The sequence below is a fragment of the Bradyrhizobium sp. JHI2711 genome (assembly GCF_056156565.1).
The window spans coordinates 1,268,120-1,288,221 of sequence record NZ_JBPZPT010000001.1; the positions used below are offsets into that span (position 1 = coordinate 1,268,120).

A 20,102-nucleotide genomic window follows, 5' to 3' on the forward strand; every position below is an offset into this window, starting at 1 on the left:
GTACGATTGCCCCGATATTCGTAGCCGAGGGCATACGAGCCGACACGAGACGACATGAACAAGTCCCGGCCGATCCTTTGGCTTCTGATCATCGCGGCCGTGGCTTCTGCGGGCTATTATGGTTGGCAGAAATTCGGCACGTCCGAGGCTGGAAAAACCCAGACCGCACAAAAAGGCCCGCCTCGCCCCTCCGCCGTCCCGGTCAGCGTTGCGCCGGTTCAGAAGACCGACTTTCCGGTCTATCTCACTGGTCTCGGCACGGTTCAGGGCTTTAACACGGTCCAGGTCCGAAGCCGTGTGGATGGCCAGATCGACAGGCTCGAATTTAGGGAAGGCCAGATCGTCAAGCAGGGCGATCTCCTGGTTTCGATCGATCCCCGCCCCTATCAGGCCACGCTTGACCAGGCCAAGGCCAAGAAGGCGCAGGACGAGGCCAGTCTCGCCAACGCCAATCTCGAGCTCCAGCGCGCCACGAAGCTCGGCGAATTCGCCACCGCCCAGCGCGTCGACACACAGCGCTCCACCGTCGCTCAGCTCACCGCCCAGATCGCCGCCGACGATGCCGCGATCTCCAACGCCCAGACCCAGCTCGATTACACCCAAATCAAGGCGCCGATCACCGGCGTGGCAGGCCTGCGTCAGGTCGACGTCGGCAACATCGTCAACGCTTCGTCGCAGACTGCCATCGTCACGATCTCGCAGGTCGAGCCGATCGCCGTGATCTTCACCGCGCCGGAAGACCAGCTCCCCTATATCAGCGAGGGCCAGAAGGCCGGCGCGCTCAAGGTGATCGCCTTCACCACCGACGGCAAGAGAACGCTGGCCGAGGGCAAGCTCGCGGTGATCAACAACCAGGTCGACGCGACCAGCGGCACGATCCGGCTCAAGGCGGTGTTCGACAACAAGGAAAGAACGCTGTGGCCGGGGCAATCGGTCTCGACGCGGCTCCTGGTGCGAACGCTGAAGGATGCGACGGTCGTTCCGGATGACGCGGTCCAGCGCTCCACCAACGGACTCTATGCCTATACGGTCAACCAGGACAACAAGGCCGAACTGCACAAGATCAAGGTCAGCTATGGCATCGACGGTCATTCGGTCATCGAGGAAGGATTGAGCCCCGGTCAGCAGGTGATCGTCGGCGGACAGTTCAAGGTGCAGCCCGGAAGCCTGGTGTCGACGGCGGTAGCAAGCTCGGATCCGACCCAGAACAAGGTTCGACAGCAATGATCGGGGGCGGGATTTCGGCGCCTTTCATCCGATATCCCATCGGCACCTCGCTGCTGATGGCCGGCATTCTCTTCGTCGGACTGGTCGCCTATCCCCTGCTCCCGGTCGCGCCCCTGCCGCAGGTGGACTTTCCGACCATTCAGGTCACCGCCAATTTGCCCGGCGGCAGCCCCGAGACCATGGCTTCGTCGGTGGCGCAGCCGCTCGAGCGGCAATTCGCCCAGATTCCTGGCATCGCGCAGATGACCTCGACGAGCTATCTGGGCACGGCGTCGATCACCATCCAATTCGACCTCAACCGCAACATCGACGGCGCCGCCAACGACGTACAGGGTGCCATCAACGCGGCCAGCGGCCAGTTGCCGAGGAACCTGCCGTCGCCCCCGACCTACCGCAAGGTCAACCCCGCCGACGCGCCGATCCTGCTACTGTCCGCGACATCGGAGACGCTGCCGCTGACCAGCGTCAGCGATGCCGTCGACACCCAGCTCGCCCAGCAGATCAGCCAGCTCTCGGGCGTCGCCCAGGTCTTCATCGGCGGCCAGCAGAAACCCTCGATCCGCATTCAGGTCGATCCCGCAAAGCTGGTCGCCAAGGGCTTGTCGATGGAGGATATCCGCAGCCAGATCGCGATCACCACGGTCGACAGCCCCAAGGGCAATATCGACGGCGAGAAGCGGGCCTATACGATCTACGCCAACGACCAGCTCACCCACGCGAAGGACTGGAACGACGTCATCATCGCCTATCGCAACGGCGCTCCGTTGCGAATCCGCGATATCGGCCGAGCGGTCACCGCTGCCGAAGACGCCAAGCAGGCGGCGTGGGCCAACGGCAAGCGCGGCGTGTTCCTGGTAATCTTCAAGCAGCCCGGCGCCAACGTCATCGAAACCGTCGACAGGATCAAGGCGACCCTCCCTCGTCTCGTGGCGGCGATCCCGCCCGCGATCAAGATCGAGCTCATCAGCGACCGCACCGCGACCATCCGTGCCGCGGTCGAGGACGTCCAGTTCACGCTGCTCTTGACCATTGTGCTCGTGGTCATGGTCATCTTCATCTTCCTGCGCAGCTTCTGGGCGACGGTCATTCCCACCGTCACGGTTCCGCTGGCGTTGCTGGGCGCGTGCGCCCTGATGTGGCCGGTCGGCTATTCGCTCGACAATCTGTCGCTGATGGCACTCACCATCGCGGTCGGTTTCGTGGTCGACGACGCCATCGTGATGCTCGAGAACATCACGCGCTACATCGAGGAAGGCGACTCGCCGATGGAGGCCGCCTTCAAGGGTTCCAAGGAAATCGGCTTCACGATCGTCTCCATCAGCATCTCGCTGGTCGCGGTGCTGATCCCGCTGCTCCTGATGGGCGGCATTATCGGGCGCCTGTTCCGCGAATTCGCCGTGGTGCTGGCGATGACGATCTTCGTTTCGATGTTCGTATCGCTGACGCTGACGCCGATGATGGCCTCACGCTTCCTGCGCGCCCATGGTGAGGTGCAGCACGGCCGCTTCTATCAATGGAGCGAGCGCGCCTTCGACGCGATGCTGCGCGGCTACGAATATGTGCTCGATCACGCCCTCGCCTGGCGGCGCACCACGCTCGCGATCTTCTTCGTCACGCTCGGCCTGTCGATCTACCTGTTCGTGCTGATCCCCAAGGGCTTCTTCCCGCAGCAGGACGTCGGCCTGATCACGGCCACGTCCGAAGCCTCGCAGGACATCTCGTTCAAGGAGATGGTGAGACGCCAGGAGCAACTCGGCAAGATCATCCTGGCCGATCCCGACGTTGCCAGCGTTGCCATGTCGATCGGCGGCAGCGGCCGTGCCGGCAACAACGGCAACCTGTTCATCACGCTGAAGCCGCGCAATGAGCGTGACGCTTCGGCCCAGCAGATCATCGCGCGTCTGCGTCCGCAGTTCGACAAGGTCCAGGGCGCCCGCCTCTACATGCAGGCGGCTCAGGACGTGCGGCTCGGCGGTCGACCCACGCGCACTCAGTTCGAATTCACGCTGCAAGACGCCAATCTGGACGAGCTGAACGAATGGGCGCCGAAGATCCTTGGCAAGATGCAGACACTGCCGGAGCTGCGCGACGTCGCGACCGACCAGCAGACGCAGGGCACAACGGTCCAGCTCAAGATCAACCGCGACACCGCCGCCCGCTACGGCATCCAGCCCCAGCTGATCGACGATACGCTGTATGATTCCTTCGGACAGCGGCAGGTCACGCAATATTTCACGCAGCTCAACACCTACAAGGTGATCCTGGAAGTCCTGCCGGAGATGCAGGGCGATCTCGAGACGCTAAACAAGCTCTACGTGAAATCGCCGCTGACCGGCGACCAGGTGCCGCTGTCGACCTTCGCGAGCTGGACCACCGATCCGGTCCGCCCGCTCTCGATCAGCCATCAAGGCCAGTTCCCGTCGATCACGATCAGCTTCAATCTCGCGCAAGGCGTCGCGCTCGGCCAGGCCACCGAGGCCGTGCAGAAGGCGATGGCGGAGCTCGGGACGCCGCCCACGCTGAATTCGAGCTTCCAGGGCACCGCGCAGGCGTTCCAGCAATCGCTCGGCACCGTGCCGCTCCTGATCCTCGCCGCGCTGGTCGTGGTCTATCTGATCCTCGGCATTCTCTACGAGAGCTACATCCATCCGATCACGATTCTGTCGACGCTACCCTCGGCCGGCGTCGGCGCGCTCGCGATCCTGATGGCGGCCGGATTCGACTTCAGCCTGATCGCGCTGATCGGCATCATCCTCCTGATCGGCATCGTGAAGAAGAACGGCATCATGATGGTGGACTTCGCGATTGCCGCCGAGCGCGACGAGCACAAGACGCCGGAGGAATCGATCCGCCAGGCCGCACTGCTGCGCTTCCGCCCGATCATGATGACGACGATGGCGGCCCTGCTCGGCGGCGTGCCCCTCATGCTCGGCCACGGCACCGGCGCCGAAATCCGCCAGCCGCTCGGCTACGCCATGGTCGGCGGCCTGATCGTCAGTCAGGCGCTGACGCTGTTCACCACGCCGGTCGTCTATCTCTACCTCGACAAGCTCAACAACTGGTTCTCGACCTGGGGCCGTTCGGACGACGAAGGCGAGGAGACGCCCGAGCACGGCAGCGTCAAGGAAGCCGCCGAGTAAGCTTGCGCCGCGCCTGCCGCGACGCTACAGCGAGACCCCGGTTCGCAAATGCGGTTTCCCATGCCTGTGCAATCCAGACTTGTCGCCCTTGTCGCTGCTGTCCTGTTGTCAGCGGGCGCAGCACACGCCCAGCAGGGCGCCAAGAAGAACGCCGCGCCCGCCCCGGCCGCGCAGCCCGCGCCTGCCCCGACACAGGCGCAGGCTGACGGTGCTTCCGGACAGCCCGGCTGGATCGTCCGCTGCACCAGCGCAAACCGCGACGCGCCGCTCGAATGCGCGATGGAGCAGAACGCGGTGCTGACCAAGACGGGCCAGACCGTCGTCCTGATCAACATCCGCATCGCGCCCGACACCCGCACGCCGATCGCGCTTCTGCAATTGCCGCTCGGCCTCAACCTTCCGGTCGGGGCCAAGCTCCAGGTCGACGAAGGCAAGACGTTCGATCTCCAGATCCAGACCTGCGAGAATCGCGGCTGCTACGCCTCGACCCCGGTTGCGCCGGACCTGCTCGCCGCCTTGCGGTCGGGCAAGCAGCTGAAGGTCTCTTTTCAGAACATGGCCAAGGAGACCATCGCGATCCCGATGCCGCTCGGCGATTTCGCGGCGGCCTACGACAAGATCAAGTAGCGGGCACGCCTCACGTCACGATGTCACTCGCCCGAAGCAGCGTTGTGAAGCCGCCATAGATCATGCGCTTGCCGTCGAACGGCATGCCCTCGAACTTGATGCGCGGGTCCGCCATCACCTTCTTGTTGATGGCATCGCGGCTCTCGCGGTCCCGATAGACGATCCAGGCGAACACTACGACCTCGTCCTCCTTCGCGATCACAGCGCGCGGAAACGAGGTGAGCTCGCCATAGGGAACGTCGTCGCCGATGCATTCGACGTAGTCGAGCGCGCCGTGCTCCATCCAGATGGCGCAGGCTTGCGTCGCCAGCGCCTTGTAAGCCTCGATGTTGGCCTTCGGCACGGCGAGAACGAAACCATCGACATAGGGCATTTGCGGATCTCCTTGGGTTGTCCAGCCCAAGGACGATACAGCGCGCGGCGATCCGACTTGGAAACGCAAATACTAGGTGAGGCAAACCGTCGCGAGCAGCGAGGCAGCCCATCAACCTGCCTGCCATCCTGCCCAGGGACCGGAACCATACCTTTGCGAAAGCGTCCGGAACTGGCTGGGGAACCTGGATTCGAACCAAGACAAACAGAGTCAGAGTCTGTTGTGCTACCGTTACACCATTCCCCAACGGAATAGTCGAACAAATTCAAAGGGCTGCTTGATCTGTTCGACTGTGGCCGGGAAGCGCATCGCGCCAATCGCGGCTCAGGCGTGGCAGCCTTCTACCCGCTCGCATCTGGGCTGGCAAGCGCTGCGGTGGACGGATCGGGTCAGGGCGCGTTTGATCGGACGACGATGTGGTCGAAGTCTGCGGCGATCCGGGTGTTCGGGAAGATTTTTGCCGCCTCGGCGAGAATCTCTGCGTCTTCGTAGCGTCCCGACATATGCGTCAGCACGAGCTGTCCGACCTCGTTCGCGGCGGCAAAGGAGGCCGCTTCTGCCGCGGTGAGATGGCCGTAATTCCGCGCGGTCGGCGCGTCGCGATCGAGGAACGTCGCCTCGATCACCAGCATGTCGGCGCCGGCCACGTATTGCGACAATCCATCGGTGGTCTCGGTGTCGCCGATCACGACGAGCTTGCTGCCGCCGCTCACAGGACCGAGGACGTCTTCCGGATCGATGGTTCGGTCGGCAAGCACGATCGGTCGGCCGGCGGCCAACTCGCCGCGCAACGGACCGTCGGGGACACCCAGCGCGATGAGGCGATCAGGCCGCAGATGACGGCGCGCGGGGCTTTGGAAGATGAAGCCGAAGCTGTCGGTGTCGCGGTGGCGGACCGGAAAACAGTCAACGGCGAATTCACCGGTATCGATAGCTCGTCCCTCGGTCAGCGCTTCGAACCGGACGGCGATCGGCGCCCTGCCCGCGCCCCACAGGCCGGCGAGCATGCGGGTGACGAGGTCGAGCGTGCCCGCACCGCCGTGGACGGTCATTATCTCGGACGTCTGCCGCAAGCCGAGCGTCGAGAATAATCCGGGGATGCCGAGCACGTGGTCGAGATGGGCGTGGGTGAGCAGGATGCGGTCGAGCCGCCGGAAGCCGGCGCCGCTGCGCAGCAGCTGGCGCTGCGTGCCCTCGCCGCAATCGACCAGGACGCGCTTGCCTGCGGCTTCCACGAGGAGTGCCGGATGGTTGCGCTCCGCCGAGGGAACGCTCGCCGATGTCCCGAGAAACGTCAGGGCGAACATGGTCGATGTCCAGCGACCGTCCTTCTCCGCGTCGATACGGTTGACGGTCTCACCGTCCCCAATGCCACGCGAGCAGCAGCGCGTACAGGCCCATCGACCCGGCATAGAGCACGGCGAGCAGCACGTAGCCGGCGATCTGGCGACCGAGCGTCGCCTTCGGCGTCACCCACCAGTCGAGCGCCTTGAAGGCGGCGGGCACCAGCCACCAGCCGAGCAGCTGCGTGCTGACGAGATTGCCGATGAACAGCGACAGCCAGACCGGCACGCCGTTTCTGTCGATCAGGGGCGCGCTGATGAAATAGCCCCAGAGGTAGACCACGGGATAAAGCACCAGGAGAACGATCAGGTTGCTCTTCCAGATGAAACCGGACCCTTGCTCGGGCGCCGACGTCTTGCCGGCCGGGAACCAGAAATTGAAGCCGTAGCTCGCCCGTTTCACGTTCATGCCGGCGTTGAAGCGCGCGCCCTCCTTCAGCAGCGTCTGCCGCAACGGCGAGTCGAGCCAGGCATTGAGATTGGCATCGCTGTCGAAAGACAGGATGATGATCCATTCGTCATGCAGGACCGGAATCGGCCGCTCGACCTTGTGCCGCAGAAATCCCTTGAACTCGGCCTCCGCTGCCTGGATGCGCTGCTGCCATTTCAGGAACGCGTCCTCGAGCCCATCAGGGACTTTGAATGAGATGACGGCCGAGACCGCGTTGTCGCGCGGGACGCCGGTGTCGGGCAGGATATGGACGTCCTCCGAACCGACGAAGAAGCGCTGCACCTCCGCGATCAGCTTCGCCCGCACCTCGCTCTGCAGCCAGGCACGGGCCGCAGCGGGGCTCGCGAAACGCAGGATCGTCACCCAGTCCACATGCGCCGGCGGTTGCGGCGGCACCACCTCAAGGCTGAGAAAGCCGGGCCAGGCCTTGAGCACCTCGCCGACCTCACCGTTCCACCGGGCGAACGCAGCAAAGCCGTCGTCGGCGATGCGGCGCTGAATGACGAGAGCGACCGGCTGGCCGGCTGTTTCAGGAGATGCGCGCATCGGCAGCGGTCCGCCTCAGCCTTTCTTGTAGAGACGCTTGCCCATCACCCAGGTCTCGTCGACGCAGCGATCGTCGCCGACCATCATGACGGCGAACAGCATGCTCGCGGCCTCGTCCATCGTGCGCGGGCCGGCGCCGTCGGCGATCAGCGATTGATGCCACGCTTGCGCGACCTGTCCGCCGTTCGGATCGAGCGCGACGAAATCGGCCTCCTTGCCCGGCTCGAAATTGCCGAGCTTGTCGTCGATGTAGAGGCCTTCGGCGCCGCCGAGCGTGATCGACCAGAAACCGCGATAGGGCGAGAGCTTGTTGCGCTCGGCTTCCGCGAGGTCCTTGCGCGCGGGATCGATGCTGCCGTCGAGCAGCGTGTTGTTGCACATGCCGACCTTGTAGGCGTCGTCGAGCACGGAGATCATCGAGAAGCGGTTGCCGCCGCCGACATCGGTGCCGAACGACATCTTGACGCGATGCTCGGGATCGGTGGCGCGGCCGAGGCGGAACAGGCCACTGCCGAGGAACAGATTCGAGCACGGGCAGAACACCACCGCCGCGCCCTTCTTCGACATGCGGCGGAACTCGTTGTTGGAGAGATAGACGCCGTGGCCGCCGGAGAATTTCGGACCGACCAGGTCGAACTTCTCGTAGACACCGAGATAATCCTGGCAGTCCGGATGCTCGACCAGCACGCCGCTGCATTCGGCCGGATTCTCGGAGATATGGGTGTTGACCCAGCAGTCCGGATGCTCGTGCTTGAGGCGCTGACACGCTCTCAGCAATTCCGGCGAGGCACCAAAGGCGAAGCGCGGCGTGATGGCGTAGAGATTGCGGCCCTTGTTGTGGTACTGCGCGATCAGGCGCTTGCTGTCGCGATAGAAATTCTCCGGCGTATCGATGAAATCGGCCGGCGCGTTGCGATCGATTCCGGTGAGGCCCGCGATGACGCGCATGTTGCGCCTGCTCGCTTCCTCGAACAACTCCTCGGTCGAAACGGGCGAGGAGCTCGTGAAGGCCTGGCAGGTGGTGGTGCCTGAGGCGAGCAGCGCATCGAGGAAACGCTTCACGCCCTCGCGCGCGTAATCGCGATCCCGGTATTTGAGCTCTTCCGGGTAGACCCATTTCTGCAGCCACGGCAGGAGCTGCTCACCATAGGCCCCTAACACGCGCGTCTGCGGCAGATGGATGTGGCCGTCGATGAAGCCGGGAACGATGATGCGGTCCTTGATGTGGGTGACCTCGACGCCCGGATGGGCGGCGGCAATCTTGTCATAAGGACCGAACGCCTTGATCACGCCGTCAGTGACGACCATGAGACCATCCTGGTGAAAGCGCGCGGCGGCCGGCTCGTTGCCGACGTGCTTCCAGGGATCGTCGACGAAATCGAAGAACGTGCCGCGAATTCCGACCGTGGCCATGATTTGGTTCCTTATTTAACTGTGTGTCGCTTGCCGCGCCGACGGCAGCGAGATCGCGAGCAGCGTCCCCGCAATGGCGCAGAGCCCGAGATAAAGCCATCCGATCGGCGCCTGTGTCGCTTCGGGCAACACCGCCGTGATCGCCATGGCACCGCTCACGGCGAGATAGCAGAGCGCGCTGATGAGGCCGCCAACCAGGCCATGGTCGCGTTCGAACAGGCCAAGCGCCATGCCGTACATCATCGGGCACAGCACGCCGCAGCCGCCGAGCACCAGCGCGCCGCCGATCGTGATCGACGTAAAATCCAGACCTAGGGTCATGCCCGTTACGCTCAGGACCGCAGAGCCGGCGAGGAACAGCGCGAAGGCGCCGAAGCCCAGCATGCGCGCCGGCATGACGCGCGCGAAATGCGCGCAGCCGAGCTCGCCGGCGAGATTGACCCCGCCAAGCCCGAGTGCGACGAGGCCGTAGATGGCCGCCGAATAGCCGAGACCGGTCTGGTAGAAGAACGGCGCAACGACGCCGAACGCCAGCTGCGCGCTGGCCGCCGCGGCAAACACCAGCACGAAGGCGAGGAAGCCCGGGCGGACCAGCGCATCGCGCAAAATACCGGCAGTGCGGCGCGGATCGAACGGCGCGCGCCGCTCTGCCGGCAATGTTTCGGGCAGAAGAAATGCGACGATCGCGGCGACGATCGCCGCGGCGACGGCAATGACGACGAAGACGCCGCGCCACGAGGTCAGCTCGACGATGAAGCCACCGGCTGCCGGCGCCAGCACCGGCGCAAGGCCCCAGGCGGCACCCAACAAGCCGGAGATCGCGGTGAGCTCGCGGCCGCGGAAACAATCGGCTGCGACCGCATAGGCGACGACGAGACAAGTGCAGCCGCCGATGCCTTGCAGGAAGCGCAAGCCGAGCAGCAGCGAGGCGCTGGTGGCCATCGCACAGGCGATGCTCATCGCGATCAGGACCGACAGGCCTGCGAGCAGCACGTTGCGGCGGCCGAGAGTGTCCGAGGCGATACCGACCGGCACCAGCGCCAGAGACATGCCGAGCATGTAAGCGGTGACGGTGTTCTGCATCGACGCCGCGTCAGCTGCGAGATCCACCACCATCTGCGGCAGGCCCGGCGTATAGGCATCGAGCGGAACCTGGCTGAACGGCACGACGCACAACAGGATCGGCACGATCCCACTCCTGGCGCGACCGGCGTCCGAGCAAGTGCAGTCATGGCTTACGCCCCCTCGATGCCCGCAGGCCCCATCTTTTCGTGCGCGCAATGAGACACGATGCAGGTTGCGGATATTCACGCACGGAACGTGCCAGAACTGTATGTAAAAACTCTTAGGGGTTCCCGTATCGATACGGTTTGCGGCGCTGGATGATCAGGCTCCGGGCACGCTCAAACAAAAATGCGAAAACAACCCCATGCACAGTACGAATCATTGAAGAATTTCGCGCCGCATGGTGCGGGTCCTGCCGGCGAAGGCCGTTTGACACGTCGGGCAGAACAGGCGCAAAGTTGCATGATCGCCGATCGTGAATCCGCAACTTGCGCCGACGCCGTTAACCGGTCGGAAGCCATGGCTGCTATGAAACGTGAGCCGGCCTCGACATCGGCACCACTGTCGATGGCGCGAGGCTGAACTCTATGCACGCGCCCGATCGCAGTTTGCACGAGGCCATGCTTGTCCGGCAGATGGATCGAGCCACGGCAGGCATCGGCAATCGAGGTTGGAAATGACTCTCCTCAGAAGTGACGGCGTGTGGTTGAACGAACCGAAACGATGGACGGCAGAGGACGATCGCCTCCAGGTCGTGACGGACAAAGGCACCGATTTCTGGCGCGAAACCTACTACGGCTTTAATCGTGACAGCGGGCATTTCCTGGGCTTTCCAACCCGCGAGGCATTCACCGCCAGCTTACGTGTACAGGGCGACTTCCAGACGCTCTACGATCAGGCGGGCATCATGGTGCGCATCGACGCGCGACATTGGGTCAAGGCCGGCATCGAACTGTCGGACGGCCGCGCCATGCTTGCAAGCGTGCTAACCGACGGGCGATCGGACTGGGCAACGGCACCCTATGAGCATGATGCCGGAGACTTCTGGGTCCGCGCAACCGTCGCCGACGGCGTCCTTCGTCTACAAGTCTCGGCCGATGGCAAGACCTGGCCTCTCATGCGGCTAGCGCCGTTTCCGGCAGCAAGCTCCTATCTTGTGGGCCCGATGGCCTGCACGCCCGAGCGGGCGGGACTGGAAGTCGTGTTCTCGAACTTTCGTCTGACACCGCCGCTTGGAAAGGACCTTCACGATCTGAGCTAAGCGGCCTTGCGATCTATCGCGCTCCCGAGCGGGCAGATCGTCGTTCAGCGCAGCGCCCTGCCACTCGTCTCTATCGCCTCCGCCGACTGCGCCTCGACCGCCTGCACGGCGACATCAGCGACCTGCCGCAGCGCTTCACGATCCGCGCCCGAAGATGCCATCACGCCCATGCCGACCGACACCGCCGAGATATAGCGCGCGAGCGCGGCCGGATCGGCGCTCTCCTTGAGATCGCCCTCCGCCTTGGCGCGGATGAAGCGGTCGCGGAGCTGGTCCTCGTTCTGGGCGCGGCGCGCGGCGAGCTCGAACGGGACGTTCTCGGAGCCGGTGCCGCAGGCGATGCCGCCCTGCACGAGCAGGCAGCCGGGCGGATTGGCGGGATCGGTCTGCTTGTCGGCGATGCCCATCAGCATCCGCTCCGCCACCTCGCGAGCGGTGGGCGCTGCGACCACCTCGTCCATCCAGATGTTGCGCAGCGTGGTGTAGCGGTCGAGCGCAGCCTTCAGCAGGCCTTCCTTGTTGCCGAAGCAGGCGTAGAGACTGGGCGGATTGATGCCCATGGCCTCCGTGAGCTGGGCAATGGTCGCGCCCTCATAGCCATGGCGCCAAAACACTTCCATCGCCTGGTCCAACGCCGTTTCGGCGTCGAATTCGCGGGGGCGTCCCATGCCCATGTGCCTGTCTCCTCGGATTCGGCGTGCTGTCTCAGCCTAACGCCGGATCCTATCTATTTGTTCTAGCTTTCTTTTTCTTGTGTCTTCCAATCGTCGCGGTATCGGCGTACAATTTTCTTAGTGATTGGTACATAAGTATCTTGCACTGCGGTATCCAGCTCCACATCTGTAGTGAACACTACATATCTGGAGCGCGCAAATGCATCCCTCCCAAAATACCTCCCGCACCGGCCATTTCCGCCGCCTTCTGGGCGGCGTCGCCATCGTGGGCGCCCTCGCCGCGGCCGGCTCGATCGTGACCGGCCGCTATTTTCATGCGGCGCAAGCGACCGCACCGGCGGCCGCAGCTGAACAAGCCGTTTCCGTCACCGTCGCGATGATCGAGCCGCGGCAGACCGTGCTGTGGGACGATTTCTCCGGCCGGCTCGAGGCGATCAACCGTGTCGAGCTCCGCCCCCGCGTTGCGGGTGCGATCATGTCGGCGAACTTCACCGAGGGCGCGCTGGTGAAGGCCGGCGACGTGCTGTTCAAGATTGATCCCGCCCCCTATGCGGCCGAGGTCGACAAGGCTGCCGCCCAGCTCGAGGCCGCCAAAGCGCGCGTCGTCTTCACCCAAAGCGAGCTCGAGCGTGGCGCACAGCTCGTCGGCAACGCCGTGGTCACCCGGCGGGACTACGACCAGCGCGACAACGCCAATCGCGAAGCAATCGCCAACGTCAAGGCGGCCGAGGCGACGCTGCAGACCGCAAAGCTCAATCTCGACTACACCGAAGTGCGCGCCCCCGTGGATGGCCGCGTCGGCAAGATCGAGGTCACCGTCGGCAATCTCGTCGCCGCCGGCACCGCCTCGCCGGTGTTGACCTCGCTGGTCTCGGTCAATCCGATCTACGCCTCGTTCGATGCGGACGAAGAGGTGGTGCTGCGCGCGCTGAACTCGATCGCCGATGCTTCCGGCCAACGCGGCAAGCTCGACCAGATCCCGGTCGAGATGACGACCTCGGGCGGCTTGTCCGCGAAGGGCAACATCCAGCTGATCGACAACCAGGTCAACGGCCAGAGCGGCACCATCCGTGTCCGCGCGGTGTTCCGCAACGATGACGGGCGTCTCATTCCCGGCCAGTTCGCGCGCGTGCGCATGGGCCAGCCGAAACAACAGGCGCTGGTGATGATCGACGAGCGCGCGATCGGCACCGACCAGGACAAGAAGTTCGTGATGGCAGTCGGCGACGACAGCCGCGCCGTCTACCGGCCGGTCACGCTCGGCGGCGCGGTCGATGGGCTTCGCATCGTCACCTCGGGCCTGAAGTCCGGCGACCGCATCGTCGTCAATGGTCTGCAACGCGTGCGTCCGGGGGCCCTCCTCAAGACGGAGGTGGCGGCGATGGGTGCACGGGGGCCGCAGCAGGCGTCGAACCACAGCAACCAGGACGTGGTGCAGCGTTAATGCACCCCGTCATCCCGGGGCGCGCATCGCGCGAACTACGGTGCGCAATTGCGCACCTGAGAATCTCGAGCGTACGAAACTCCGAACACATCACCTCTGGATTCCGGGTTCGCGCTTCGCGCGCCCCGGAATGACGAGTGGAGGTCTCGGAGAACATCAGGATATTGCCCAGGGGCAAGGCCATGAATCTGTCAAAGTTCTTCATCGATCGTCCGATTTTCGCCGGCGTGCTGTCGGTCCTGATCTTCCTTGCCGGCCTGATCTCGCTGTTCGCGATGCCGATCTCGGAATATCCGGACGTCGTGCCGCCCTCCGTCGTGGTGCGCGCGACCTATCCCGGCGCCAACCCCAAGGTTATCGCGGAGACAGTGGCGACCCCGATCGAGGAGCAGATCAACGGCGTCGAGAACATGCTCTACATGTCGAGCCAGGCGACCACCGACGGCGCGATGACCCTGACGGTGACGTTCCGGCTCGGCACCGACCCCGACAAGGCGACGCAGCTGGTGCAGAACCGCGTGCAGCAGGCCGAGCCGCGCCTGCCGGCCGTCGTGCGCCAGCTCGGCATCATCACCAAGAAGTCCTCGCCCGACCTCACCATGGTGGTGCATCTGTTGTCGCCGAACGGCCGCTACGACATGACGTATTTGCGCAACTATGCCGTGCTCAACGTCAAGGACCGGCTAGCGCGGATCGACGGCGTCGGCGACGTTCAGCTCTATGGCGCCGGCGATTATTCGATGCGGGTCTGGGTCGATCCGCAGAAGGCGGCCGAGCACGGCCTGACCGCGAGCGACATCGTGCGCGCGATCCAGGCGCAAAACGTCGAGGCCGCCGCCGGCGTGGTCGGCTCCTCTCCGAATGTCAAAGGCATCGATCTCCAGCTCTCGGTCAATGCCGAAGGCCGCCTCGCCAACGAGGAGCAGTTCGGCGACATCGTGGTCAAGACCGGCACGCGCGGCGAGGTCGTCCGTCTGCGCGATGTCGCGCGCATCGAGCTCGGCGCGTCCGAATACGGCCTGCGCTCGCTGCTCGACAACAAGCATGCGGTGGCAATCCCGATCTCCCAGGCGCCGGGCTCCAACGCGCTGCAGATCTCCGACAATGTCCGCGCCACCATGGCGGAGATCAAGAAGAACATGCCGGAGGGCGTGTCCTACCAGATCGTCTACGACCCTACCCAGTTCGTTCGCTCCTCGATCGAGGCTGTGATCCACACGCTCTTGGAGGCGATCGCGCTGGTCGTGCTGGTCGTGATCCTGTTCCTCCAGACCTGGCGGGCCTCGATCATTCCCCTGCTGGCCGTGCCGGTGTCGATCGTCGGCACCTTCGCCGTGATGCACGTGTTCGGCTTCTCGATCAACGCGCTCACCTTGTTCGGCCTGGTGCTCGCTATCGGCATCGTTGTCGACGACGCCATCGTCGTGGTCGAGAACGTCGAGCGCAACATCGAGTCCGGGCTGTCGCCGCGCGATGCCACCTATCAGGCCATGCGCGAGGTCTCGGGCCCGATCATCGCGATCGCGCTGGTGCTGATCGCGGTGTTCGTGCCGCTCGCCTTCATCTCCGGCCTCACGGGACAGTTCTACAAGCAGTTCGCGCTAACGATCGCGATCTCGACGGTGATCTCGGCCATCAATTCCCTGACGCTGTCTCCGGCGTTGTCGGCGCTGCTGCTCAAGGGCCACAACGAGCCGAAGGACTGGCTGACGCTGATCATGGAGAAGAGCCTCGGCTGGTTCTTCCGCGGGTTCAACAAGGCGTTCACGCGGTCCTCGGAGAACTACAGCGGCAGCGTCGGCAAGGTGATCTCGCGTAAGTCCGCGATGATGGGCCTTTATGTGGTCCTCGTCGGACTCACCGCATTTCTGTTCCAGCAGGTGCCGAGCGGCTTCGTGCCGGGCCAGGACAAGCAATATCTGGTCGGCTTCGCCCGCCTGCCCGACGGCGCCACGCTCGACCGCAGCGAAGAGGTGATCCGCAGGATGAGCGACATCGCGCTGACCCAGCCCGGTGTCGAGAGCTCGGTGGCCTTCCCGGGCCTGTCGATCTCCGGCTTCACCAACTCATCCAATGCCGGCATCGTGTTCTCGACGCTGAAGCCGTTCGACGAGCGCAAGGATCCCTCGCTCAGCGGCCCTGCGATCGCGGCCGAGCTGAACAAGAAATATGCCGGCATCCAGGAAGCCTTCATCGCCATGTTCCCGCCGCCGCCGGTCAACGGCCTCGGCACCATCGGCGGCTTCAAGCTGCAGATCGAGGACCGCGCCGGTCTCGGCTATGACGCCCTGAACGAGGCAACCACCGCCTTCATGGCGGCGATGCAGAAGGCGCCGGAGATCGCGGGCGTGTTCTCCAGCTTCCAGGTCAACGTGCCCCAGCTGTTCGCCGACATCGACCGCACCAAAGCGCTGCAGCTGGGCGTGCCCGTCACCGAGGTGTTCAACACGCTGCAGATCTACCTCGGCTCCTACTACGTCAACGACTTCAACAAGTTCGGCCGCACCTATTCGGTCCGCGTCCAGGCCGATGCGCCGTTCCGCGCCCGCGCCGACGACATCAGGCAGTTGAAGGTGCGCTCGTCGTCCGGCGACATGGTGCCATTGTCGGCGCTGCTCAATATCCGCCAGAGCGCGGGGCCGGAGCGCGCGATCCGCTACAACGGCTTCCTCTCGTCCGATATCAACGCGGCGGCTGCGCCGGGCTTTTCATCGGGCCAGGCGCAGGAAGCGGCGACGCGGATCGCGGCGGAGGTGCTGCCGCCGGGCTTTGCCTTCGAATGGACCGACCTGACCTATCAGGAGTTCATCGCCGGCAATTCCGGCATCTGGGTGTTTCCGCTGGCGATCCTGCTGGTGTTCCTGGTGCTGGCCGCGCTCTATGAGAGCCTGACCCTGCCGCTGTCGATCATCATGATCGTGCCGATGGGCTTGCTCGCCGCGATGTTCGGCGTCTGGATCTCCAAAGGCGACAACAACGTCTTCACCCAGATCGGCCTCATCGTGCTGGTCGGCCTCTCCGCCAAGAACGCGATCCTGATCGTCGAATTCGCGCGCGAGCTCGAATTCGCCGGGCGCACGCCGATCCGGGCTGCGATCGAAGCCAGCCGCTTGCGGCTACGCCCGATCCTGATGACGTCGATGGCGTTCATCATGGGCGTGCTGCCGCTGGTGCTCTCGACCGGCGCAGGCTCGGAGATGCGGCGCGCGATGGGCGTTGCCGTGTTCTCGGGCATGATCGGCGTCACCGTGTTCGGCCTGTTCCTGACGCCGGTGTTCTATGTGCTGCTCAGAACCGTCACGGGCATGAAGCCGCTGGTTCATCACGGCAGTGACATCAGCGCAGCGCCGGTCCAGGGGCCTGCCGAGTGAACAGCGTCCCGCCGCGGCACGCCCCCGGCGGGACCATCATTTCCGGTTCTCCTCGCAGAATTTCAGCGCCGCCAGCGCCTCGCCGGCCCGCGGGATCTGCATCTCGATGCTGTCATCGTCGTCGTCCTCGAAGTCCAGCGTGAGGCGCTTGGCCTTCGCGAGGCGGTCCATGATCGACTGGTCGTATGCGAAGATGCCGCGCACCGTCGTCTTGTCCATGACCTCCCACTTGGCCTTCTTCATGATGTCGGCATCGTCGGTGCCGACATCGGCCCGGAGGATCTCACCGGCCTTGTCCCATTCCCAACCGTCGTAGATCATCACGATCACGATCGCCTGCTCGGAATAGGTGATCACGATGACGTAGTCGCGGTTCTCGTCATCCTTGTCCTTGTAGCCGCGGCTGGCATTGCAATGGGTGTCCTGCGCCCGCTTCTCGATGGTCCAGTCGCCGACCTTGGATTGTTGCGCAAGCGCGGGCCTCGAGCTCGAGGCGGTTGCGCTCAAGACGCAAGCGAGAATTCCGGCGGCAAGAAGAGATCGTTTCATGTCGGCCTCCAGCGCGTTCCCCGCGCCGAGATGACCACCTCTCCCGGCGGCTCGCAAGAGGGCGAGGCGAACGGCCGGCGGCCGTCCTATCCCCGCCGCGGCACGATCGCGATCGGAGTGAAGGTGTAAACCTCCTCGCCGTTCTGGTTGAACATGGTCCATTTCACCAGCGCGATGCCTTGCGGCTTCGATTTCGACGGCGTCAGGCTCATGACCTCGCCGACCAGATGCAGGCGGTCGTTGGGCCGCACCGGCATGGTCCAGCGCAGGCCGTCCACACCGGCGCCGATCAGCGGATGCGGGCCGAACGGACGGGTCTGGATCGCAAGGTTCATGGCGATCGCGGCGGTGTGCCATCCCGAGGCGGCAAGCCCCTTGAACAGGGTCTGCTTCGCCGCCTCGTGGTCGAGATGCATCGGCTGCGGATCGAACTCGGCGGCAAAGCGCTTGATGTCGGCCTCGGTGACCACGACTTCGGGGGATTTGAACTGCATTCCGATGGTGAGATCGTCGAACCACTCGACCTGCGCCATGATTTTGCCTCGCAAAATGACGTGCCGCTCCCGAAGAGACGGCTCAAAATCGACTGAGCCATGAGGGATATAGCGGGCCCGCAGCGCACAAACCAGCGCAAGGTTCCTGACGAAACCCCTTTCCCGATGCGACGAAACACGCCTGAAACAGATGGCCGCTTAAGTAGTTGTCAAAATAAATACAGGGACGGCCACCATGCAGTTCATCCTCGACCTGATCTACGAATATTCGTGCTGCCAGAATCTCGTTGCTCAGCCGCTGCGGGAGGACGAGCTATGATCGAGCTGATCTCAGCCCTGCTCGCGCTGTGCAGCATCGGCGTCTTCGCGGCGCATGCGTTCGACGCTTACCGCACTACGCATTCCTGACCGTTCTGACGCTAAAGCGCGATGCGATTAGGATGAATCGTCATCGCGCTTTAGTTGTTGTTTGAGCATGATCCTTTTGGAAAACCGCTCCGCACTTTTCCTCCGGATCATGCTCTAGAAAGGTCGCCGGTAGAAGTGCTCGGAATGCGTCGCCGGCGGAAACCGGTTGGCGAGCGCAAGCGCCCCCCTCTCGTCCGTCTCGAGCGCGATCTTCTGCGCCAACATCACATCGCCCGGTACCAGGAAGCCTGACGGGACGAAGCACCACCCCATCGTCGCGCGCCCCTCACTATCGACCTCGTGGACGTTGGCGGCTGTGCCGTAGTGGATGCGATAGGTCCGGCCGGTGTCGCAACCGACGACGTCGAAATACCGAAACTGCTCGAATTGAGCGCGCTGCGCCGGTGACAGCCATTCGGCCAGAAGCCGGCGGCCGCGCGCATCCGGCGTGTTCTCGCCGAAGAAGCGGCGATAGAGTTCACGCAGCGCATGCAGGCGCGCACGCGCCGGCGCGCGGAGCCAAACTGCCGCGATCATGAGCAGCTCAGATCAACCGCCGACCAGGCGGGGATAGAACAGCGTTTCCTGCGCGGTCGGATCGAACGATCGGATCCGGGTCACTTCGCCGGGTCCGGTTCGAAGCGCGGCGGTGAAGCCCGCTCCGGTCAGCTCACGAAAGCGCCGTTCGGCTCGCGCCAGCGCCTCGGCGTTGCCAGGATCAAACTCGTGGCGCGTATCGCCAGTTTGGTCCATCACGATCTGGGTAGCCATGTTGAGTCTCCTCATGCCCAGCCCTGAACTTGATCAAAGCAAACCTCGTGCCGTCGGTTCCAGAAGGCAACAACTTTCTCTCGCCGTCGCATCACACGTCGCTGAGCAAGAGCTCAGCGTGAGGCCGCGGCACTCCCGCCCTCGTCGATCTGCCGGCCCATCAGCGCGATCGCCTTCTGATAGACACCAGCGGCATTCCAAGCCTCGATGGCAGCGAAATTGGGCTCGCCCGGCTGGTATCCGGCTCCCGCACGCCAACCATGGGCTTTGAGGAAATTCGCGGTCGAGTTCAGCGCATTGGCCGCAACTTCGAGATTGCCGGTGCCGTAGGCCAGAATGCTCTTGGGCATGAACTGGGTCTGGCCGACCTCGCCATGCATGGAGCCGCGGGTCGATCCCGACAGCGTACCGCGGTCGATCAGCTTCAGGGCGGCATAGAGCTGGTCGGTGAAGAATTCGGGACGGCGGCAGTCATAGGCGAGGGTCGCAATCGACGACAGCATGTTCTGGTTGCCGCGCTGGCTGCCGAAGCCGGTCTCCATGCCCCAGATCGCGATCAGCGGCCCGGGCGGGACGCCATAGCGCTGCTCGATCGAGGCGAACAAGGCGGCCTGCGACTGCTTGAGCTGCCGGCCCTTGGCGACGATGGTGGTGGCGCCGCGCTTGGCCAGGAACTGGTCCAGCGTCAGCGAGAAGCTGCGCTGGCCGCGGTCGGCCGCGATCGTGGCGCTGGCATAGTTCGTTTGCATCAGCGCCGACAGCGCGGTGGGGCCGATGCCCTTGCCCTGCGCCTCCGCGCTGAACTCGCGCTTCCAGGCCTCGAAGCCGGCCGGCGAGCTGCCGCATTGCGCGGCCTCGGCGGAGGATGCCAGGCAACCGAGCAGCGTCATTGCGCCAAGAACCGCTCCCGCAACAGCCCTGCCCCTGATCATGCCCGACCTCTCC

17 protein-coding genes and 1 tRNA gene are annotated in these 20,102 nt (G+C 64.3%); 6 read left to right on the forward strand and 12 right to left on the reverse strand.

The features are described from left to right. The first annotated feature begins 54 nt into the window (after positions 1–54). The 3 genes from ACTEK7_RS06165 to ACTEK7_RS06175 are packed head-to-tail and all read left to right on the forward strand — an operon-like array spanning position 55 to position 4,994. Entirely contained in the window at positions 55–1,227 is a 1,173-nt protein-coding gene (locus tag ACTEK7_RS06165; protein ID WP_225125804.1) for an efflux RND transporter periplasmic adaptor subunit, read from the forward strand. Then, a complete protein-coding gene (locus ACTEK7_RS06170) occupies positions 1,224–4,367 on the forward strand; it encodes a multidrug efflux RND transporter permease subunit (RefSeq protein WP_225146585.1) in 3,144 nt (1,047 codons plus the stop codon). The genes ACTEK7_RS06165 and ACTEK7_RS06170 overlap by 4 nt, the downstream gene beginning before the upstream one ends. A gap of 60 nt (positions 4,368–4,427) precedes the next feature. Further along, entirely contained in the window at positions 4,428–4,994 is a 567-nt protein-coding gene (locus ACTEK7_RS06175) for an invasion associated locus B family protein (RefSeq protein ID WP_225146584.1), read from the forward strand. A 10-nt stretch (positions 4,995–5,004) separates the two neighbouring features. Here the strand turns inward: ACTEK7_RS06175 and ACTEK7_RS06180 are convergent, their stop codons facing one another. The 6 genes from ACTEK7_RS06180 to ACTEK7_RS06205 form a co-directional block, all read right to left on the reverse strand. Continuing rightward, the gene (locus tag ACTEK7_RS06180) at positions 5,005–5,367 is read right to left on the reverse strand and encodes a DUF1428 domain-containing protein (RefSeq protein ID WP_225146583.1); all 363 of its coding nucleotides are present in this window, start codon (positions 5,365–5,367) and stop codon (positions 5,005–5,007) included. Positions 5,368–5,539: 172 nt separating this feature from the next. After that, positions 5,540–5,613: transfer RNA gene (locus tag ACTEK7_RS06185), tRNA-Gln, on the reverse strand. A 143-nt stretch (positions 5,614–5,756) separates the two neighbouring features. Continuing rightward, positions 5,757–6,674: a ribonuclease Z gene (rnz, locus tag ACTEK7_RS06190; protein ID WP_225146582.1), complete on the reverse strand. Its 918-nt coding sequence runs from the start codon at positions 6,672–6,674 to the stop codon at positions 5,757–5,759. A gap of 49 nt (positions 6,675–6,723) precedes the next feature. Then, positions 6,724–7,707, reverse strand: a complete 984-nt coding sequence (locus tag ACTEK7_RS06195; RefSeq protein WP_225146581.1) for an antibiotic biosynthesis monooxygenase — start codon at positions 7,705–7,707, stop codon at positions 6,724–6,726. Positions 7,708–7,722: 15 nt separating this feature from the next. After that, positions 7,723–9,120: a guanine deaminase gene (guaD, locus tag ACTEK7_RS06200; RefSeq protein ID WP_225146580.1), complete on the reverse strand. Its 1,398-nt coding sequence runs from the start codon at positions 9,118–9,120 to the stop codon at positions 7,723–7,725. Between the two features lie 15 nt (positions 9,121–9,135). After that, positions 9,136–10,308, reverse strand: coding sequence for a multidrug effflux MFS transporter (locus ACTEK7_RS06205; RefSeq protein WP_225146579.1), 1,173 nt, complete (start codon positions 10,306–10,308; stop codon positions 9,136–9,138). 553 nt (positions 10,309–10,861) lie between these two features. On the opposite strand from ACTEK7_RS06205, the gene ACTEK7_RS06210 reads away from it, so the two are divergent. Continuing rightward, complete coding sequence (locus tag ACTEK7_RS06210; RefSeq protein ID WP_225112182.1) at positions 10,862–11,446, forward strand: DUF1349 domain-containing protein; 585 nt, start codon at positions 10,862–10,864, stop codon at positions 11,444–11,446. Positions 11,447–11,490: 44 nt separating this feature from the next. Here ACTEK7_RS06210 and ACTEK7_RS06215 read toward each other — a convergent pair whose 3' ends face one another. After that, positions 11,491–12,120, reverse strand: coding sequence for a TetR/AcrR family transcriptional regulator (locus tag ACTEK7_RS06215; protein ID WP_109144096.1), 630 nt, complete (start codon positions 12,118–12,120; stop codon positions 11,491–11,493). 199 nt (positions 12,121–12,319) lie between these two features. Between ACTEK7_RS06215 and ACTEK7_RS06220 the strand changes: the two genes are divergently transcribed. Together ACTEK7_RS06220 and ACTEK7_RS06225 are read left to right on the forward strand one after the other, a co-directional pair. Beyond that, the gene (locus ACTEK7_RS06220; RefSeq protein ID WP_036001246.1) at positions 12,320–13,564 is read left to right on the forward strand and encodes an efflux RND transporter periplasmic adaptor subunit; all 1,245 of its coding nucleotides are present in this window, start codon (positions 12,320–12,322) and stop codon (positions 13,562–13,564) included. A gap of 182 nt (positions 13,565–13,746) precedes the next feature. After that, a complete protein-coding gene (locus ACTEK7_RS06225; RefSeq protein ID WP_036001401.1) occupies positions 13,747–16,935 on the forward strand; it encodes an efflux RND transporter permease subunit in 3,189 nt (1,062 codons plus the stop codon). A 36-nt stretch (positions 16,936–16,971) separates the two neighbouring features. Here ACTEK7_RS06225 and ACTEK7_RS06230 read toward each other — a convergent pair whose 3' ends face one another. The 5 genes from ACTEK7_RS06230 to ACTEK7_RS06250 form a co-directional block, all read right to left on the reverse strand. Beyond that, positions 16,972–17,484: a hypothetical protein gene (locus ACTEK7_RS06230; protein WP_036001249.1), complete on the reverse strand. Its 513-nt coding sequence runs from the start codon at positions 17,482–17,484 to the stop codon at positions 16,972–16,974. 86 nt (positions 17,485–17,570) lie between these two features. Beyond that, the gene (locus ACTEK7_RS06235) at positions 17,571–18,017 is read right to left on the reverse strand and encodes a MaoC family dehydratase (protein WP_036001252.1); all 447 of its coding nucleotides are present in this window, start codon (positions 18,015–18,017) and stop codon (positions 17,571–17,573) included. A gap of 483 nt (positions 18,018–18,500) precedes the next feature. Continuing rightward, positions 18,501–18,923: a hypothetical protein gene (locus tag ACTEK7_RS06240; protein WP_036001255.1), complete on the reverse strand. Its 423-nt coding sequence runs from the start codon at positions 18,921–18,923 to the stop codon at positions 18,501–18,503. Between the two features lie 12 nt (positions 18,924–18,935). Further along, positions 18,936–19,157: a hypothetical protein gene (locus ACTEK7_RS06245; protein ID WP_007592399.1), complete on the reverse strand. Its 222-nt coding sequence runs from the start codon at positions 19,155–19,157 to the stop codon at positions 18,936–18,938. Between the two features lie 113 nt (positions 19,158–19,270). Continuing rightward, positions 19,271–20,089 carry a lytic murein transglycosylase gene (locus tag ACTEK7_RS06250; protein ID WP_036001257.1) on the reverse strand — a complete coding sequence of 273 codons (819 nt, stop codon included), beginning with the start codon at positions 20,087–20,089 and terminating at the stop codon, positions 19,271–19,273. Positions 20,090–20,102 lie beyond the last annotated feature (13 nt).

Excerpts from the sequence above, each read along its gene's own strand:
- ACTEK7_RS06245 (WP_007592399.1), bottom strand. The coding sequence starts at position 19,157 with ATGGCTACCCAGATCGTGATGGACCAAACTGGCGATACGCGCCACGAG.
- ACTEK7_RS06250 (WP_036001257.1), bottom strand. The coding sequence starts at position 20,089 with ATGATCAGGGGCAGGGCTGTTGCGGGAGCGGTTCTTGGCGCAATGACG.
- ACTEK7_RS06230 (WP_036001249.1), bottom strand. The coding sequence starts at position 17,484 with ATGAAACGATCTCTTCTTGCCGCCGGAATTCTCGCTTGCGTCTTGAGC.
- ACTEK7_RS06220 (WP_036001246.1), top strand. The coding sequence starts at position 12,320 with ATGCATCCCTCCCAAAATACCTCCCGCACCGGCCATTTCCGCCGCCTT.
- ACTEK7_RS06170 (WP_225146585.1), top strand. The coding sequence starts at position 1,224 with ATGATCGGGGGCGGGATTTCGGCGCCTTTCATCCGATATCCCATCGGC.
- ACTEK7_RS06165 (WP_225125804.1), top strand. The coding sequence starts at position 55 with ATGAACAAGTCCCGGCCGATCCTTTGGCTTCTGATCATCGCGGCCGTG.
- ACTEK7_RS06180 (WP_225146583.1), bottom strand. The coding sequence starts at position 5,367 with ATGCCCTATGTCGATGGTTTCGTTCTCGCCGTGCCGAAGGCCAACATC.
- ACTEK7_RS06210 (WP_225112182.1), top strand. The coding sequence starts at position 10,862 with ATGACTCTCCTCAGAAGTGACGGCGTGTGGTTGAACGAACCGAAACGA.
- ACTEK7_RS06175 (WP_225146584.1), top strand. The coding sequence starts at position 4,428 with ATGCCTGTGCAATCCAGACTTGTCGCCCTTGTCGCTGCTGTCCTGTTG.
- ACTEK7_RS06215 (WP_109144096.1), bottom strand. The coding sequence starts at position 12,120 with ATGGGCATGGGACGCCCCCGCGAATTCGACGCCGAAACGGCGTTGGAC.
- ACTEK7_RS06195 (WP_225146581.1), bottom strand. The coding sequence starts at position 7,707 with ATGCGCGCATCTCCTGAAACAGCCGGCCAGCCGGTCGCTCTCGTCATT.
- ACTEK7_RS06240 (WP_036001255.1), bottom strand. The coding sequence starts at position 18,923 with ATGATCGCGGCAGTTTGGCTCCGCGCGCCGGCGCGTGCGCGCCTGCAT.
- rnz (WP_225146582.1), bottom strand. The coding sequence starts at position 6,674 with ATGTTCGCCCTGACGTTTCTCGGGACATCGGCGAGCGTTCCCTCGGCG.
- guaD (WP_225146580.1), bottom strand. The coding sequence starts at position 9,120 with ATGGCCACGGTCGGAATTCGCGGCACGTTCTTCGATTTCGTCGACGAT.
- ACTEK7_RS06235 (WP_036001252.1), bottom strand. The coding sequence starts at position 18,017 with ATGGCGCAGGTCGAGTGGTTCGACGATCTCACCATCGGAATGCAGTTC.
- ACTEK7_RS06225 (WP_036001401.1), top strand. The coding sequence starts at position 13,747 with ATGAATCTGTCAAAGTTCTTCATCGATCGTCCGATTTTCGCCGGCGTG.